The organism is Amycolatopsis sp. PS_44_ISF1, from assembly GCF_032335455.1.
Taxonomy (GTDB): domain Bacteria; phylum Actinomycetota; class Actinomycetes; order Mycobacteriales; family Pseudonocardiaceae; genus Amycolatopsis.
In genome coordinates this window covers 738,479-753,335 of record NZ_JANUXO010000004.1, presented here as the reverse complement: position 1 = coordinate 753,335, position 14,857 = coordinate 738,479, and the positions used below count along the sequence as shown (strand labels likewise).

The 14,857-nt window shown below is 68.5% G+C and carries 20 protein-coding genes; all 20 read right to left on the bottom strand.

Annotation, left to right across the window (positions count from 1 at the left end; genetic code table 11):
• Positions 1 to 113 precede the first annotated feature (113 nt).
• Entirely contained in the window at positions 114 to 731 is a 618-nt protein-coding gene (locus NYF13_RS33365) for a hypothetical protein (protein WP_315661909.1), read from the bottom strand.
• A 118-nt stretch (positions 732 to 849) separates the two neighbouring features.
• Complete coding sequence (locus NYF13_RS33360; protein WP_315661908.1) at positions 850 to 1,452, bottom strand: hypothetical protein; 603 nt, start codon at positions 1,450 to 1,452, stop codon at positions 850 to 852.
• 62 nt (positions 1,453 to 1,514) lie between these two features.
• A complete protein-coding gene (locus NYF13_RS33355; protein WP_315661907.1) occupies positions 1,515 to 1,871 on the bottom strand; it encodes a hypothetical protein in 357 nt (118 codons plus the stop codon).
• Positions 1,868 to 2,341, bottom strand: coding sequence for a hypothetical protein (locus NYF13_RS33350; protein WP_315661906.1), 474 nt, complete (start codon positions 2,339 to 2,341; stop codon positions 1,868 to 1,870). Before NYF13_RS33350 ends, NYF13_RS33355 begins: the two co-directional genes overlap by 4 nt.
• Entirely contained in the window at positions 2,338 to 2,583 is a 246-nt protein-coding gene (locus NYF13_RS33345; protein ID WP_315661905.1) for a hypothetical protein, read from the bottom strand. The genes NYF13_RS33350 and NYF13_RS33345 overlap by 4 nt, the downstream gene beginning before the upstream one ends.
• A gap of 17 nt (positions 2,584 to 2,600) precedes the next feature.
• Positions 2,601 to 2,945, bottom strand: coding sequence for a hypothetical protein (locus tag NYF13_RS33340; protein ID WP_315661904.1), 345 nt, complete (start codon positions 2,943 to 2,945; stop codon positions 2,601 to 2,603).
• Positions 2,930 to 3,172 (bottom strand): hypothetical protein, encoded by a 243-nt coding sequence (locus NYF13_RS33335; RefSeq protein WP_315661903.1) that lies wholly within the window; start codon positions 3,170 to 3,172, stop codon positions 2,930 to 2,932. The genes NYF13_RS33340 and NYF13_RS33335 overlap by 16 nt, the downstream gene beginning before the upstream one ends.
• A gap of 16 nt (positions 3,173 to 3,188) precedes the next feature.
• The gene (locus tag NYF13_RS33330) at positions 3,189 to 5,228 is read right to left on the bottom strand and encodes a hypothetical protein (protein WP_315661902.1); all 2,040 of its coding nucleotides are present in this window, start codon (positions 5,226 to 5,228) and stop codon (positions 3,189 to 3,191) included.
• Positions 5,229 to 5,232: 4 nt separating this feature from the next.
• Positions 5,233 to 6,372 carry a hypothetical protein gene (locus tag NYF13_RS33325; RefSeq protein ID WP_315661901.1) on the bottom strand — a complete coding sequence of 380 codons (1,140 nt, stop codon included), beginning with the start codon at positions 6,370 to 6,372 and terminating at the stop codon, positions 5,233 to 5,235.
• Between the two features lie 3 nt (positions 6,373 to 6,375).
• A complete protein-coding gene (locus tag NYF13_RS33320; RefSeq protein WP_315661900.1) occupies positions 6,376 to 7,353 on the bottom strand; it encodes a hypothetical protein in 978 nt (325 codons plus the stop codon).
• Positions 7,354 to 7,537: 184 nt separating this feature from the next.
• The gene (locus tag NYF13_RS33315; protein ID WP_315661899.1) at positions 7,538 to 8,431 is read right to left on the bottom strand and encodes a hypothetical protein; all 894 of its coding nucleotides are present in this window, start codon (positions 8,429 to 8,431) and stop codon (positions 7,538 to 7,540) included.
• Positions 8,428 to 11,874, bottom strand: a complete 3,447-nt coding sequence (locus NYF13_RS33310; RefSeq protein ID WP_315661898.1) for a tape measure protein — start codon at positions 11,872 to 11,874, stop codon at positions 8,428 to 8,430. Before NYF13_RS33310 ends, NYF13_RS33315 begins: the two co-directional genes overlap by 4 nt.
• 41 nt (positions 11,875 to 11,915) lie before the next feature.
• Positions 11,916 to 12,200 (bottom strand): hypothetical protein, encoded by a 285-nt coding sequence (locus NYF13_RS33305; RefSeq protein WP_315661897.1) that lies wholly within the window; start codon positions 12,198 to 12,200, stop codon positions 11,916 to 11,918.
• The gene (locus NYF13_RS33300) at positions 12,197 to 12,523 is read right to left on the bottom strand and encodes a hypothetical protein (RefSeq protein WP_315661896.1); all 327 of its coding nucleotides are present in this window, start codon (positions 12,521 to 12,523) and stop codon (positions 12,197 to 12,199) included. Before NYF13_RS33300 ends, NYF13_RS33305 begins: the two co-directional genes overlap by 4 nt.
• A gap of 47 nt (positions 12,524 to 12,570) precedes the next feature.
• The gene (locus NYF13_RS33295) at positions 12,571 to 13,158 is read right to left on the bottom strand and encodes a hypothetical protein (RefSeq protein WP_315661895.1); all 588 of its coding nucleotides are present in this window, start codon (positions 13,156 to 13,158) and stop codon (positions 12,571 to 12,573) included.
• Positions 13,159 to 13,214: 56 nt separating this feature from the next.
• Positions 13,215 to 13,535 (bottom strand): hypothetical protein, encoded by a 321-nt coding sequence (locus NYF13_RS33290; protein ID WP_315661894.1) that lies wholly within the window; start codon positions 13,533 to 13,535, stop codon positions 13,215 to 13,217.
• Positions 13,532 to 13,711 carry a hypothetical protein gene (locus NYF13_RS33285; RefSeq protein ID WP_315661893.1) on the bottom strand — a complete coding sequence of 60 codons (180 nt, stop codon included), beginning with the start codon at positions 13,709 to 13,711 and terminating at the stop codon, positions 13,532 to 13,534. Before NYF13_RS33285 ends, NYF13_RS33290 begins: the two co-directional genes overlap by 4 nt.
• Complete coding sequence (locus NYF13_RS33280) at positions 13,708 to 14,100, bottom strand: hypothetical protein (RefSeq protein ID WP_315661892.1); 393 nt, start codon at positions 14,098 to 14,100, stop codon at positions 13,708 to 13,710. The genes NYF13_RS33285 and NYF13_RS33280 overlap by 4 nt, the downstream gene beginning before the upstream one ends.
• Positions 14,097 to 14,438, bottom strand: coding sequence for a hypothetical protein (locus NYF13_RS33275; protein WP_315661891.1), 342 nt, complete (start codon positions 14,436 to 14,438; stop codon positions 14,097 to 14,099). The genes NYF13_RS33280 and NYF13_RS33275 overlap by 4 nt, the downstream gene beginning before the upstream one ends.
• Complete coding sequence (locus NYF13_RS33270) at positions 14,435 to 14,818, bottom strand: hypothetical protein (RefSeq protein ID WP_315661890.1); 384 nt, start codon at positions 14,816 to 14,818, stop codon at positions 14,435 to 14,437. The genes NYF13_RS33275 and NYF13_RS33270 overlap by 4 nt, the downstream gene beginning before the upstream one ends.
• Between the last annotated feature and the right edge of the window lie 39 nt (positions 14,819 to 14,857).

Here is a 14,857-nt window from a genome sequence, read left to right as displayed (position 1 = left end):
GCATGAGGCTTAAAAGGGCGAGGTTGCCGAAACCCCACTCTCGGTGGGGTTTTGAATTCGAGTCAATTAGTTTAAACGCGCTTAAGTCGTCAGTCGGGTCCTAAATTATCTGCCTACTTTCTTGTTGGGGTATTCCGCCCCGCGTCACGGAGTCGAACCAGGAGTTCCGCTGCGCGGCTCTGTACGCTCTGGAGCGCTATGCGGGCGGCCTCGTTCTCCTTCGCGGTCAGGTCACAGGCGGCGGCTTCGTCCACGTACTCCAAGAGCGCTTGGGCGTAGGCCGTCAGCCGGGGAATGTCTTGCCGCGGAGCCGAGGCTTCCTTCATGGCCTGGAACGCCTGGCGGGATGTGGTGGTCCGCTCGCGCGGGCTCACGTCCGTGAGGCCGGCCCTCTGCAAGTCGTTGCTAGGCGCGCGTTCGCGAAGCACATTGCCGACGTGGTAGCGGAGGGCAGTCTGGAGGCGGTCCAGGCCGTCGTCCGAGACGTGAGCATCCCGGTAGATCTCGGCGATGATTTTGCGGTAGGCCGGCGATCGGCCGCTCCAATCGACGGAGCCGTCGTTGAGTCGGTGGTGCGAGCGAAGCTCGACGATGACGGGCGCGAGCTTCTTGAGGAGGTCGGTGGTCGGTGTCCTGACGTATTCCGCGAGGATGGCGGTGGCCTGGACGGCCAGCTCTTCCTCTGGACTGCGGGGTGCCATTGCCTTGAGGCTCCCTGGTTCGGCGATCATGGGTGGGCAGAATCTACCCCATGAAGTTCTCGGTGGGAGAAGTTGCAAGTTGCGTTTAGCCCGAAAACACGAAAGGCCCCCTCCATCCAGGGGATGAAGGGGGCCTTTGGGGTGAAGATCACAAGTGGTTGTACCAGTAGTCGACCAGCTCGTCCGCCTTGGCGTGCAGGGCCGATACGGCGCCATCGTTGCCGACCTGGGCGTTGACCGGCCACTTGTCCAGCGCGGTCTCGGTGATGTGGTTGTCGTCGAGGAGCTGGCCGCCGCGGACGACGCGCACGAGCCGGCCAGCGTTCTCGGTGATGAACTCGGCTTCGTTCGGGTAGCGCACGTCGGTCAGGACGACCGGTCCGGGCGTGTTCCCTACCTGCTGGCGAACGGCGTTGACCCAGATGTCCGGGTCGGTGTGGCGGCGGATGGCGTCGCCGTGCGCTTGGAGCAGGCGCCGGACCTCGCGGACCTCCTTGGCCTTTTCCCAGCCCACCTCGGTCACGAGTGACTTGAGGCGGGTGGTTCCCCACCTCGCCTCCGAGCCCGGCCCCCAGACCACACCGGTTTCGTCCAGGTGAACAGGGATCACTGGGTCCAGCTCGCTCATGACGGCCTTGAGTGCGTCGGCGAACGCGACGCGGGTGAAGCCGTGGTGCTCGATGAGGCGGCGGGCGAAGGTGTCCTTGCCGGCGCGCTTCTTGCCGGTAACGCCGATCACGAGGGTGGCCATGCAACGCTCCAGGAAAGTCGGGGACTGGTCCCCCGGACCTCTGCGCGTTTGCGGCCTGGTGCTCAGGCGTGCCGGATCTTGAGGTTCTCAATCTCGGCGAGCATCTCGCGGAGGCGGCGCTCCAAGTCGTGGATCTCGGCCTTCATGGAGGCTTTTTCCTCGGCCCAGGTCGCGCGCTCCGCGGCGTGCCGGGCGTCGGACTCGGCGAGCTGGGATCGGAGACGGGCGTTGTCGGCCTCCAGCTCGTCGCGGGCGCGCGCGACAACGGCAAGCGACTGGTCGAGGGTGGCCAGGTTCGCCGACTGGACTCCCTCCGGGGACTTCCGCTTGCGCCGGGCGCTCCACCACTTGGCGAGGTCGACGGCGTACTTGAGCAGGCCGGCGGCGATGAGCGCGACGAGGACTTCCGTCCAGTTCACTCGCCACGCTCCTTTCGTATGCGTCGTGCGCCCTTCTGGATGTCGACGATGCGCCGGAAGTGCGTTGCCCGGATGAGCGAGACCAGCGACAGGCTGGCGAACGCGGCGAGCCCGGCGAGCCCGGAGGCGTGGAGGACGACGAACACGGCGATGGCGTAGACGGCGAAGCACCCGGCGGTGAGCTGGAGGCCGGACGCCACGACGAGCGGGTACGGGCGCGACGGCGACCGCAGGCCGACGGCGATGGTGGTCCCGCCCACGGTCAGCGCGGCCGACCACACCATGAAGGCGGCCTTGCCGACGAGGGTGAGGAGCGACGGCGGGGCGCCCGCCCCGAGAAGGAACGGAAGTCCCATAAGGACGGCCACGAGGCAGACGATGACCTCGAAGGGGAAGTTGGTGATGACTTTCGGCGTGAGGTGGGCGGCCATCTCACGCGTGCGCGCCCTCCAGGCGCCGTAGCGGCTCACCGCTCGGTCCAATCGGTGTTCTTGGGCGTGACCTGCGAGCGCGCGCTCTCCACGGCGGGGACGGCAAGGAGCAGGGCGAGGGGCCCGGTGATCGCGGTGACCGCTGATCCGGCGACCAGGCCGACGGTGACGGCGAGCGCGGCGAGGGCGAGGAGGGTGGTGTAAACGCGACGCCGAAGGGGCTCGTGGGCGGGGTCGTAGAAGCGGCGGATCGTGTCGACGATGTCCGAGAGGGGAAGCATCGTGCTCCTTCCGATGGTCAGATGGCGGGGACGTCCGCGCTGGGCGGGGCGGCGTCGGTAATCAGGCCGGCCGCCGCTTCGGCCTTCTGGCGGGCCTCGGCCTCGCGGACGCGGGCTTCCTCTTGGAGCGCGGCGAGCTGGTCGACGACGGGTGCGGTGACCTGCTGGGCCTCGAAGGTCATGAGGGTGGTGGTGACCCAGTGCTTGAGCACCGCGCGGACGGCGGCGTCGTCGTCGAGGTCCGCGGTGATCGTCGGGTAGGTCCCCCGCATCGCGGCGATGATGCGGGGGACCAGCACGGCCGGGACCAGGAGCCCAGCGACGGGGACAGGGGCGGTGGGGTCGGTCATGCTGCTGGCCACGGGGCCGCTCCGTTCTCGGTCCAGGCTGCGCGGTGAAGGTCGTCCTGCTCGGCGGGTGTCAGCTCGCCGGCGAGGAGCGCGTCCCACCGGTCGTCCTCGACGTCGGCTTCTCGCCGCGCCCAGCCGAGTCCGCGGAGGCCGCGCGGGAGGTCCTCGTCGCCGATCTCGCGCGTCTGCATGAGGACGCGCTGGGTTTCGGGGTCGAGTGCCAGAAAGACGTGTGGCACGGTGGCTCCTTCTCGGTTATTGCGTGTACCAGATCCGGAGTCGGCAATCGGAGAACTTGCCGTAGTAGGCGTAGTTCGAGCCGTTCCCGGGGCCGAGCGTGACGACGGTGGCGCGGCCGTTGTAGTTGTCGTTGTTCGTGCCGCGAAAGAACGGGAACCAGTCCGACGGGACGGTGACGGTCTTGCCGCCGGGCTTCGGGTAGCCGCCGACGTACCAGTCCCCGCGGAACTTATACGGACTCGGGCCGACGCCCCGCTGGTCGGAGATGTTCAGAATGGCCGTGCCGCCGTTGCTGTAGTACCAGTGCGTCGAGTACAGGTAGACGTCAACGCGGTCGACGGTGCCGGTGATGGTCGGCAGGTTGAACCAGAACTGCCCGCGGCCGTCTCCGTTGTAGCCGGAGGGGTCCATGCCCTGGATCACCTCGGAGACGTCGGTCCGGAGGGAGCCGTTGCCGCGGTAGGTAGCGCGGCCCGCGGGCGCCAGGTCTGCGTAGTACTGCTGGACCGGGGCGCCGGAGGGCGGGGCGGGCGGTCCTCCGTAGAGCGTCCCGCCTGCCTGGGTGAAGACACCCGTTGCGCCGGAGCCGGCCGGGCCGAGGTCGGTGACGACGAGGTTGATGGTCTGCGAGGCGAGGACGTAGATGTCGGAGTCCGAGGTGGAGCCGCCGCGCTCAACGGTGAGGAGCAGGCGGTGCCGGCCGGTCGTCTCGGCGATGAACTCGGCGTTGCCGCCGAAGGTGAGGAACGTGTTCCCGGCCGGGGAGGTCGTCCACCAGACCTCTTCGCTCGGGGTGGTGATCGTGGGTGCCGGACAGGTCTCCGGGTCGCTCTCCGGCGCGTGGGTGCGCAGGAGGTTCCAGCGGCTCTCCGTGATGGAGAGCGAGGACTTCCAGCCGGCGCGGAAGTTGAACTGGTAGCGGCGGCCCTTGCGGAGCCGGACGGAGACCTCGGCGACGCCGACGCGGCTCCGGATCGGGCCCAGGTCGGCGGACAGGCGGCCCTCGAAGTAGCCCGGCGAGGCGGAGGCGACGTCGCCGAGGAGATCCGACAGCGAGCGGCCCTGGATCACGGCGTCGCCGGTCACGTTCAGGCCGGTGAAGTTGCCCTGACCGGTGTCGTCGACCGACGCGACGAGGTTGCCTGTGGTGTCGACGACCGCGAAGTAGTCGTTAGTGGACGTGCCGAGGCGGATGACCTCGTCAGTGCTGCCGTCGTCGGGGTCCTGGCGGTAGACGCGGAAGCCGTCGGAGGCCATCTCGGCGTGCGTGCCGAACTGGGGACCGGCGATGATCTTCTGGCCGGCCGAGATTTCGCCCGCGACGAGCTTGCCGACGTTGAGGCCGGCGATGGCGTCATCGCCGAGGGCGCCGTCCACCCACGTCGCGGAGTCGTCGTCCCAGTGGACCGGTTTGTTGCCGTGGTCAGTCTGAAACCACAGGTCTCCGGTGATGAGCTTGTCGGCGGCCTTGGTCGGCGCGGCGGAGTCCGTGCGCCAGAACACTTTGTTCTTGCCGTTGGCCGCGATGACCTCGGTGTAGGTCGGGGCCTGCTCGGGCGTCTCGGTGGCGGTGATGGACGGCGCAGAGCGGCTGTCGGCCGTCGAGACGGCGACGAACACGACGGTCCACGGCGTGGCCGGGAGGATGAGGTGGGCGGTCCCGGCGCCGATGAGGTCGAGCCGGTGGGTCGCTTCGCTCGGCGTGTAAACGGAGTAGGCCGAGGCGTGGACTTCGAGGCGGTGGAAGTCGTTGGGCTTGTCGACCCCGCCGAAGAAAGTTCCGTCCCAGGTGATGGCGAGGCCCCCGATGGTCGGCTCGAGGATGGGCGCCGAGGGCGTCGGGGGCGGCGGGCCGTTGACGGTGAGGAAGCCGGTCGTGCCGTCGGGGAGCTGGCCGACCGTGCCGCGGAGGTTGCCGTCGGTGTCATAGACAGCGATGGCCCCGCCCTCGATGGAGCGGTTGGACGCCTGGGAGCCGCGGGAGAGCGAGGAGACCTGGCGCTGGAGGTCGGCGAGCTGCCGGGCGAGTTGCTTCGCAGGGTCGGTGGCGGGCAAGGGGTCAGCCTCCGTAGCGGAAGTGGTCGGAGCGGGTGACGTCGAGGGACGCGGTGCTGCCGTCGCCGGTGAGCGACCATGCGGTGATCCGCACCCACATCTCCACCTCGCCCAGCCAGGGAAGCTCTGCCCGGACGAGGATGTCGTCCCCGGCCTGCCACGAACCGATCGGCGCGTGGGGGTGGTCGATGACGTCGAGCTTGGTGATGCGGAGCGCGGCTTTGCGGTAGGCCAGCTCGTCGGCGATGAGCGCGTCCATGCGCGCGGCGTCGGTGACGGCCTTGTCGGCGTAGACCGAGATGCGGCGGAGCCGTCCGTCACGGAGACCGGTCTCGCGTCGGATCATCGCGCGGCCTTCTCCGGCGCCGAGGCCGAGGATGGTGTTGGCGAACTCGTCTCCGTTGGACTCGACGGACAGGACGTTGGTGACGTTCTCGCCCTCGGCGAAGACGAGGTCGTCGCGGCGCCGGCCGATGCGGGGGTATCCCAGCTCGACTTCGTGGACCACGGCCTCCCGGTCCGGCGACCAGTAGTGCTTTTCGATGTAGTCGAACGGGGTTTGCTTGGCCAGGTTGTCGAGTTCCTCGCCGCAATTCGGGTGCTCCCACCAGAGCAGGGCGTAGGGCTCGGCGTCGTGGTGCTCGGTGCGCTTGGAGCCGTCGGGCTCGGTGGCGGTCTCGTCATGGGCGGCGGTGCCCAGCCGGGCGGATGTCGAGGCGGCGCCGGTCACGATTACGCGGAGGTCGGAGTCCGGGAAGGACTGGACGTGGCGCCACAGCTCGCGGACGACGTCGGCGGGGTCGACTCCGATCTTCGAGTACTCGCCCTGGTAGGTGATCGCGTGCGGGTAGGTGGTGAATCCGGCGCACTCGATGCGCCACGCCTCGCCCTCGAACGAGCTGGAGACGACGATGCCGCCCCACCGGATCTCGCCGCCGGACTCCGCGTAGATCAGCGTTCCCCACTCCTCCAGGAGGAGCCGGCCGTCGTCGGTGCGGAGGCCCCCGACGTCCGGAGAGACCGTGCCGGACAGCGAGCCCGGCCCGGAGAGCGTCCACTCCAAGGAGGACAGAGTGATCGGGACGTCCCAGTCCAGCCATTCGCCCGTCGTAGCGCGCTGGGCGAGGAAGGTCCAGGCGCTCATCGCTCAGACCACCTGCTCGCGGAAGCGGATGTCGAAAGCGATCTGTTCGCCGTCGCCGAACCACAACTGGCCGGTGTTTTGAGGCCAGGTACGACGGGAGTTGACCTTGAGGGTCTGGGTGCTCCCCTGGTAGCCGCGGACGTCGAACTCGCCGTAGGCGAAGTGGTTGATCTTCTCGGTGAAGCCGACGGGCGTACCCGGGTTGCCGTTGTAGTCCAGGTAGGAGATGGCGCCGAAAAGGCTGCCGAACTGGACGCGGGTGTTCACGTCGCCGGGACCCGTCGCGCCGATCCCGCTGAGGTGAACGGAGACTTGGGCGTGCGTCGCCCAGCTCGGGACGGCGACCGCCAGCGTGTTCAGAGGCCAGGTGCGCCAGTCCGCGTCAGTGACACGGATGTATTCGGCTCCGCCGCCGGTGGCGTTGATGCCGGCCTGGACGTCGTAGTCGGCCCATGAGCGCGGCCGGGCCAGCTTGCGGAGATCTTTGATCATGCCAGTGGTGACGGTGCCGGTGTTGGCCGGGATATCGATGCGGGCGAGCGGGATTCCGCTCTGGCCGGATGGCATCGTGGTTGTCGTCGGCGCGACGTTCGGGATGATGCGAGTGAAGACGTAAGGCCCGACGGTCGGGTCCCCCGGGTTGGCCCAGGGCTCGCCCGGCATGTTCGGGTCCTCGATGCGTGCGACGACGAGGTCCGAGCGGCCGGAGCCGGAGCCGGTCGCCGAGATGGAGACGACGTCCTGCGAGGGGTTGCGGCTGATGTAGGTCTGCTGGGAACCGCCGGCGGCGCGGTTGAGCGCGAAGCACGCGCCGGAGAGCACGCGCACGGAGGAGCCGGGAACGTCGAGCGGGACGACCTTGAGGTCTCCGGGCGTGACGACACCCTCCGCCGCGGAGGTGGCGGCGTACGCCAGGAGGCGGGCGATTTCCGGCGAGTGGTGAGCGCCTCCGCCGACGAACCAGGGGACGGAATCCCACATGAGGAAGTTCTCCTTGGAAGACAGGTCGCCCCCCTGGACCCGGCGCAAGACGAGGGGGCGCCAGGCCCAGGGGGCCGAGTTCGGGGCCTACCGGATAGATCTGCGAGGCGGTTGCCTCGGCGGCGTTCTGGCGTCAATGGCCTCTTGACACCTGAACGGCTACGGCGAGATCTCGGTGGGCGAATTAGAGAGAGGCGTACGTGGAGCGCCAGGAGAGCCTCACGCGCGCGGTCCCCGTCTGGTCGAGGCCCTTGAGCCCGACCTCGTAGGAGCCGGGTGCAAGGGCCGCCTTCGACAGGCGGGTCCCGCGGAGAGAGCCGGCGACGTTGGCCGTTCCGTTGCGCATGGCCGAGCGGGCCCAGGGCCGGGTGTCGATGGTGACCGTCTCGTCGTACTGCAAGGCCACGCGGGCCTCGAACTGGATGCTCACCCCGGCCGCGCCGACGACGGTGACGACGGGGTTGGTCACCGGGCCGAGGACCTCGACGACCGGCCAGACCGGCATCTCCGACCTGACCGTGACGGCCTGGGAGCGGTCGGAGTTCATCGTCGTCGACAGGGGCGCCGCGAGCGGAGCCATGAGGCCGCCGCCGAGCGGCGGAACGATGCCGAACTGGATGGACTCCTCTTCGGGCGCGTAGAAGAGGTCGTCGACCGCGGCGAAGTCCGCCGTGGCCGTGACGAAGCCGTTTACACGCACGTCCGCATAGTTCGGCGCGAAGCGGCGCGGCCGTCCGAACGTGACACGCTCCCGGCCCGCGTAGCGGGCGTGCAACTCGGCTACCGCGCCGGGAGTCAGGCGGATCGCGTCCGCGCGCCACGCGGTGGTGAGGGTCGCGGCGGCCTCGCGGGCTTCTTTCTCGGTCCGGCCGCGGATGCCGAGGTCGAAAGCGATCGTTCGGCCTGTGCGGAAGTCGATGCCGAACGCCCGGCCGTCGGTTCGCGGCCGATCGACGTCGGCGACGCGGATGTCCACGTCGCCGACGTCGGGGGTGGTCCGGTTGAAGGTCGGGAGGTCCGGCGTGCCGAAGGTGAAGTCCAGGCCGGGGTACATCAACTTCCATTGTCCATCGATCACCGGAGCGCACCTCCCCGCTTGATCCGCCGGAGCTGAAACATCGCTTCCTCCATCTGGTCGCGGACGCTCGCGCCCTCGCCCACCTGGAGGACGAGGTCCCCACCGATGAGCGGGGCGTCTCCGCCGCCGCCCTTGGCGATCTTGCGCAGCGTGGCGAACTCGTCGTTCGTCAGGACTGCTTCCGGCTTGCCGGAGAGGTTGATGCCGAGATCCCCGTGGCCGAGGATGCCGCCGGAGTCGTAGAGCTTCGGCAGGACACCGCCGAGGGCGTACCCGAGGTAACCGCCTCCGCCGGAGCGCCGACCGCCGGAGATCAGCATTCCCACGCCGTAGCGCCGGAGTGCGTAGTTGACACCGGCGTAGATGTTGGCAAGCGGGTCGAGGATGCCGCGGCCGGTGAACGGCCCTGCGTGCGCGGCGAACGTGCTGGGAATGGTCTGCATGAGGCCCTGCGACGGGTGGCCGGCCTTCGCGTTGCTGTCCCACAAGTTCACGGCTGACGGGTTGCCGCCGGACTCCATCTGGATCATGTGGAGGATGCCGTTGATCGCGTCTGGGGTGACGCCGAGCATCGCGACGACCTGGGCGACCACTCCGCGCCAGCGTTCGGCGCCAGCTCCGGCGCCGGGTGCGGCCGAGGTGCCGAGGAGGCTCTTGACCTTGTCCCAGACCTTCGAGCCGACCTGCTTGACCATCCCCGTCAGCATTGTGGCCCAGTGGCCCTTGCCGAAGCCCTTGCCGCCGTTGATGGCGTCGATGACGTCGGTGACCACGCCGTGGCCGGGGATGACGCTGATGACCGAGTCGAGCCAGCCGGGGAGGTTGATGATGCCGCCGTCGGCGTGGGACTGCGATATTCCCAGCGCTGTCGCGACACCGTTTACACCGCCGGTGCGCGCGGCCTTGTTCAGCTCCTCGATGCCGCCCGCGCCGAGGGCTCGGGTGAACTCGGGCCGCATGATGGCTTCCCCGCCGCTGAGGTTGAGGATGCCGCCCGTCGGGGAGAAGAACCGGTGAACGTCTCGGCCGGGCGTGTAGCCGGGCAGGACCCCGCCGGTTGCGTACGCGTGCGCGCGGCCGAGGTTCTGGGGGACCACGGCCCCGGTTGCTGCGTCGAGCCGGAACGCTTCCAGGTCGTCGCCGCCCCAGAGGTTGTTGATCCAGTTCCACAGCTTGCGGAGGCCGTTGTTCCACACGAAGTCGACGACCCACTGGACGGGTGTCATGAGCTTCGACTTCATTCCGTCCCAGACGCGGCCGATCCAGTCGACGGCGGTCGTGAAGCTGTTCTTGATCGTCTCGACCGCGCGGCCGAACCAATCGAAGACCGGCGAAAGGATGTTGGTCCAGGCCCACTTCATGCCGTCGAACAGCGCAGACCAGGCCGTACCGATCGCGGAAAAAATGGGCTGGAGAATGGTCCGCCAGAGCCAGCCGGCCGCTGCGGCGACGCCGTCCCAGACCGGCTTGAGGATGTTCTCCCAAGCCCAATCGAGCCCGGCCATGAGCGCGCGCCACTCCAGGCCGATTGCGGTGAAGATCGGTAGCAGGATGTTCGACCAAAGCCACTGTGCCGCAACGGTTATCGCGTCCCAGACTGGCTTGAGGATGTTGTCCCACGCCCACTGGAGCGCGGTCATCAGGAGTTGCCACTGGAGGCCGATGATCGCAAAGACCGGCTGGAGAACGTTGTTCCAAAGCAACTGAGCGGCCGTCGAGATGGCATCCCAGACCGGCTTGAGGATGTTCTCCCACGCCCACTCCATAGCGACGGTGAGCGCCTTCCAGGCCAGCATGAGCGGGCCGAAGACGACGACCATGAGGAAGATCGCGAGACCCTGGGCGACCTTGCCCAGCACCGTGAAAACGGGCTGGAGGATGTTCTCCCAGGCCCACTGGATGCCGGTGGCGACGGCGTCCCAGGCCACCTTGAGCGCCGACCAGACCGGCGAGAGGACGTTGTTCCACAGCCAGCCTGCGGCGTCGCCGACGGCCTTGAAAGCGCCCTGCACGATGCCGCGGAAGGTGTCGGAGGTCTGGTAGGCGGTGATGAGCGCGCCGACGATCAGCGCGATGATGCCGATGATCTTGACGATCGGATTGGCGTTCATTGCGGCGTTGAAGAGCCACTGGACGGCGGTCCACGCCTTCTGGATGCCGGCGGCGATCTTCATCGAGCTGATCCACTTGCCGATGAACTGGAGCAGGCCCCCGGCCTCCTGGGCCTTCATGGCCACGGTGTGGGCGAGCATCGCGGCACGGAGCACGCCATAGCCCGCGGCGAGCGCAATGACGGCGCCCTTGTGCTGGTTGAGAAAGCCGGTGATCTGGACCAGTACCGGGAGGAGAAGCTTGAAAGTCTCCCAGACGAGGCGGGCCGAGCCGCCGAGACCCGCCCCGAGGATAGGGCCAAGCTGGGTGGCGATACTCCAGAGATTTTGGAAGACCTCCCTCGCCTGGGCGATGACCGGGAGAAGTTGCTCTGCGGCGGCGCGGAAGATCGCAACCTTGTCTCCGGTGTTGCCGAAGATGTTGTCGAGGACCTCGCCGATTCCCTGGGCGTCTTGGTCGGCGATCGCGCCTACGAGGTTCGGGACCTGCTCGACGAGGACCTTCGACTTTGCGGCGAACGCAGCGAGACCGGCGTCCATGATGGGGGCGGCGCCGTCCATCGCGGCCTTGATGGCAGGGACGAGCGGCTGGACGGCCTCGGCGAGGTTGAGCTGGACGGTGTCCTTGAGCGTGGAGAACAGGCCGGAGAGCGACTGGCTCTGCTTCTCCATGAGGCCGTTGAAACGCTCCAGGCCCTTCCCGGACTCCAGAGCGGCCATGAGCTGCTCAAGCTCCTTGCGGCCCAGCTTGCCGTTCTGGGCCATCCCGGCAAGCTCCTCCTTTGTCTTGCCGGTGGCGCCGGCCAGGAGGTCGAAGACGGGGATGCCCGCGTCGCGGAGCTGATTGAGGTCTTCCGCCGTGATGCGTCCGGCGGCGTTCATCTGCTGGAGGGCGACCGTGGCGCGCTTGACACCTTCGGAGCCAGTGCCCATGCCGGAGGTGACGTTGCCCAGCGTGGTCATGATCGGGATGACCTTGCTCGCGTCGATCCCGATGGAGATGAGGGAGGAGGCTGCCGTCTGGAGTTCGGGGAACTCGAACGGCGTCTTCGCGGCAAATGCCTGGAGTTCGCGGAGGAACTTGTCGGCCTTCTGCGCGGAGCCCAGCATGGTCTCGAAGCCAATGCGGGCGGTCTCCATGTTGGCGGCCGTTTTGAGGCCAAGGCCGCCGGCCGCGGCGAGAGCGGCGCCGATGGGCACTGCGGCCATCTTTGCGAGGCTGCCGATTCGGGACAGTGCACCGGAAATGCCGGACTTGGCCGCGCCTTCGAAGCCGGTGGTGTCCGGCCGGATGCGGACGTAGGCGTCGCCGAGGATGGAGCCCGTGGACAAGGGGAACGCCTCCTCTCGCGGAGGTGGAAGGGGAGGCGGGGTCAGCCGCCGAAGATGCGGGTGAGGCGTTCGATCTCGCGGTGGCGCGCACTGCGGTCGAGCGGCGTCTTGTCGACGGGACGCGACTTCTCGTAGACCTCGTCGATGGTCTTTCGGCGGCCCTCGTCCTCGCGGACGATGCCCTCCAGAAAGGCGAGGAAGTGGCGGGCGTCGAGATCCAGAACGGAGTCTGGGCCGCCGACCCGGGCGGTGAGGCCGAGCATCACTGCTCGTGCCTCGACCTCGTGCCACGAGTCGACGGCCCAGCCGACGAGGGTCTGGATCACCTGGTAGGGCGGCCCAGCGTCTTTTCGAGGATGTCCTGGAGGACGGCGAAAAGGACGGTCTCGTCGTCGGCCGCGGTCTCGGAGCGGTAGACGGCCCGCTTGAAGCGTGCGTACTCCTCGCCCAGGGTCAGCTCGAAGAACTCCGCCAGCACGGCCATCGCGGCCGGGTCACCGGAGCCGGTACGTGCCAGCTCGGAGATGAGCAGGGTGTTCGGCTTGCGGGCGATGGTGAACTCCTCGCCCTCAAAGCTCGTGGTCCCGAAGCCCGCGTCCTTCTTTTCGGCGATCGCGACGTCTGCGGCGGTCTTGCGCTGGGTGGCCATCAGTGATCATTCCTCGTCTTTTTTTGTTGGAGCCTCAGGGAAAGCGGTCAGGGCTTGGTCGGTGCAGTCACACCGGAGCCGCCGTCGCGGGAGTCGTCGTAGAAGGCGTAGAACGGCGAGCCGCCGAGCGCGGGCTTCTCCAGCCGGAACTCGACCGGGACGGTCGCCTTGTCGGCGCCCTTCTTGCGGGCCATCGAGACGGAGCCGCCCTGGAAGACCTGCGGGTAGACCCAGCGCTCTTCGCCATCCTCCGAGTCGAAGACCAGGACCCGGCGGACTTCGGAGCCCGGCTCAGGCGGCTCGTACTTCACGGCGCCGGACTGAGTCCGGGTGACCGTGCCGCCGTTGAAGGCGAGGGTCAGGTTCCGGACGGTGTTCTCCGCCATCGCGAACGTGACGGTCCCGTTGCGGCCGGTCGTGCGGTAGAAGACCGGGTCGAGCGACTCGGCGACCTCCACCGGGTCGGACGAGAGTTCGTAGGAGAACTCCGAGCCCTCCTCGGTGTAGCCGATCGGCTTGAACGCGGGATCGAGCGCAGTGCCAAGGTCGGCCGGTAGCGCCGTGCCGAGCGGGGCGGCGTACAGGCGGCCAGGCCCCAGGGACAGGGCACCAGCGTTGCCGGTGGGCGTGGTCAAGGTGGGTACCTCCGATGGAGAGATCCCGGTGGCGTGGCCGCCGGAGTGGAAAGGGGTCAGCCGTCGGGCTGGAGCGCGGGGCGCAGATGAGGCCGCGCGGCGTGGTTCTGGGTGCCGACCTCCCACCACCAGAGGTAGAAGCCTGGGTGGTGCTTGGCGTAGCCGACATCGACGTAGACGCCCTCGTCGTCTTCGCCGGGGACGGAGACGATGGCGGTGATGGCGTCGCCGTCGGTGGAGGACGGGACCGCGGAGCGTGCGTTCGCGCGGGCGCGGTCGCGGATCTCCATGCCTACGGCGTCGAGGAACTGGCGTGTCTGCGTGTGGCGGAGAAGCTCGTCGAGAGCCTGGGCGTGGAGGCGGAAGCCTTCGCTCACGCCTCCTTGGCGGCCCCCTTGACCGCGGCCGGGCCGGTCTGCCGCGCGGCGGCGACCTTGTCCTGGGCCGAGAGGTTCTCGACCGCGGATGCCGGGACCTCCTGGCCGGCCAGATAGGCCAGCACGCCCGGGGCGGCGTAGATGTCGGTCTTGGCGGTGTAGCGCGTGTCGCTCATGACGGGGTAGCTCCAGAAAGTCGAATGCCGACGGTCACGAGGAACCGCGGGAGATCCGTCTCGGGATCAGGGGAGGGGGTGGGGTCGGCGGCGATCCAGCGCCCGTAGACGAGCGTGTCGCCGACGAGCTGGCGCTTGGCGCTGGGCCACTCGTTCCGCAGAGCCCAGGCGAGGGAACCGGCGATGAACTCGTCCTCGGCCCAGACCTCGACTTGGAAAAGCGGCGTGGCCTCCTGCGGAGTCGGCCCCTCGCGGTCGCTGACCTTGGTGATGCGGAGGGCCGGAAGGGTCGAGTCGAGCTGGGTGGAGACCCGGCCGCCGACCGGGGCCAGGCAGGGAAGCTCGCCGAGGAGCGTGATGACGGCAGGATCGGGGTAAGGGACGGTCACGGGCTCACCGGTCCGACGTACTTGAGGACGGCCGTGAGGACGCCGATCTTGGTGCGCGGGACGACGGCGGCGAATGGCGTGCCTTCGACCGTGTAAACGAGACCGCGTGCGGAGATCTCGTCGGCCGCTCGAAGGTCGACGTCGAGCGCGACGGTCGCGCGGAACTCGTTCACGACGAACGCCTGGCCCTCGGCGGTGCCGGTCGGCGCGAGGACGCCGTCCGCAGTGGTCTCGAACAGAAGAACCCGCGTCGGCTTGCCGAGGGGATCTTTCGGGCCGGGACCGTAGCGGCGAATGGTGAAAAGGGCGGGCTCGAAGAGAGCGCCAAACATGCTCATCGGGGACCTGCCGGGAGGATCGTGAAGGCGCCGGAGCCGCGGCCGGGCGGAGTGGGCGAGACCGTGGCGAGGTCGGCGCGCTCGTCGTCGGTGAGCGAAAAGACGGTGGCGATGTCGGCGTCCGAGCCGCCGAAGGTCAAGCCGGCACCGCCCGCGTTGAGCTGGCGGGCGCCCTTCGGGTTGGCGACGATGCGCACGAGCACACCGAGGAGCACACCGGAGACGACCAGCGCGGCCCGGCCGGTGGAATCCTCGGGGTCGCCGTTGTAGCCCGCGCTCACGACGCGGAGGCCGGAGCGGTAGAGCGAGTCGAAACGGTCTTCGGAGAGGTCCTCGTCAAGGACGAAGGCCAGCTCCTCGCGGGAGATGAGCTGGGCCACGCTGGGCCTCCGTTCTGGTCGCCCGGGAGGGGCCGGTCT

Bases quoted from the DNA above. Each gene is read 5' to 3' on its own strand.
- NYF13_RS33285 (WP_315661893.1), bottom strand. From the start codon at position 13,711: ATGAGCGACACGCGCTACACCGCCAAGACCGACATCTACGCCGCCCCG.
- NYF13_RS33345 (WP_315661905.1), bottom strand. From the start codon at position 2,583: ATGCTTCCCCTCTCGGACATCGTCGACACGATCCGCCGCTTCTACGAC.
- NYF13_RS33320 (WP_315661900.1), bottom strand. From the start codon at position 7,353: ATGTGGGATTCCGTCCCCTGGTTCGTCGGCGGAGGCGCTCACCACTCG.
- NYF13_RS33360 (WP_315661908.1), bottom strand. From the start codon at position 1,452: ATGGCCACCCTCGTGATCGGCGTTACCGGCAAGAAGCGCGCCGGCAAG.
- NYF13_RS33275 (WP_315661891.1), bottom strand. From the start codon at position 14,438: ATGAGCATGTTTGGCGCTCTCTTCGAGCCCGCCCTTTTCACCATTCGC.
- NYF13_RS33325 (WP_315661901.1), bottom strand. From the start codon at position 6,372: ATGAGCGCCTGGACCTTCCTCGCCCAGCGCGCTACGACGGGCGAATGG.
- NYF13_RS33300 (WP_315661896.1), bottom strand. From the start codon at position 12,523: ATGGCCACCCAGCGCAAGACCGCCGCAGACGTCGCGATCGCCGAAAAG.
- NYF13_RS33365 (WP_315661909.1), bottom strand. From the start codon at position 731: ATGATCGCCGAACCAGGGAGCCTCAAGGCAATGGCACCCCGCAGTCCA.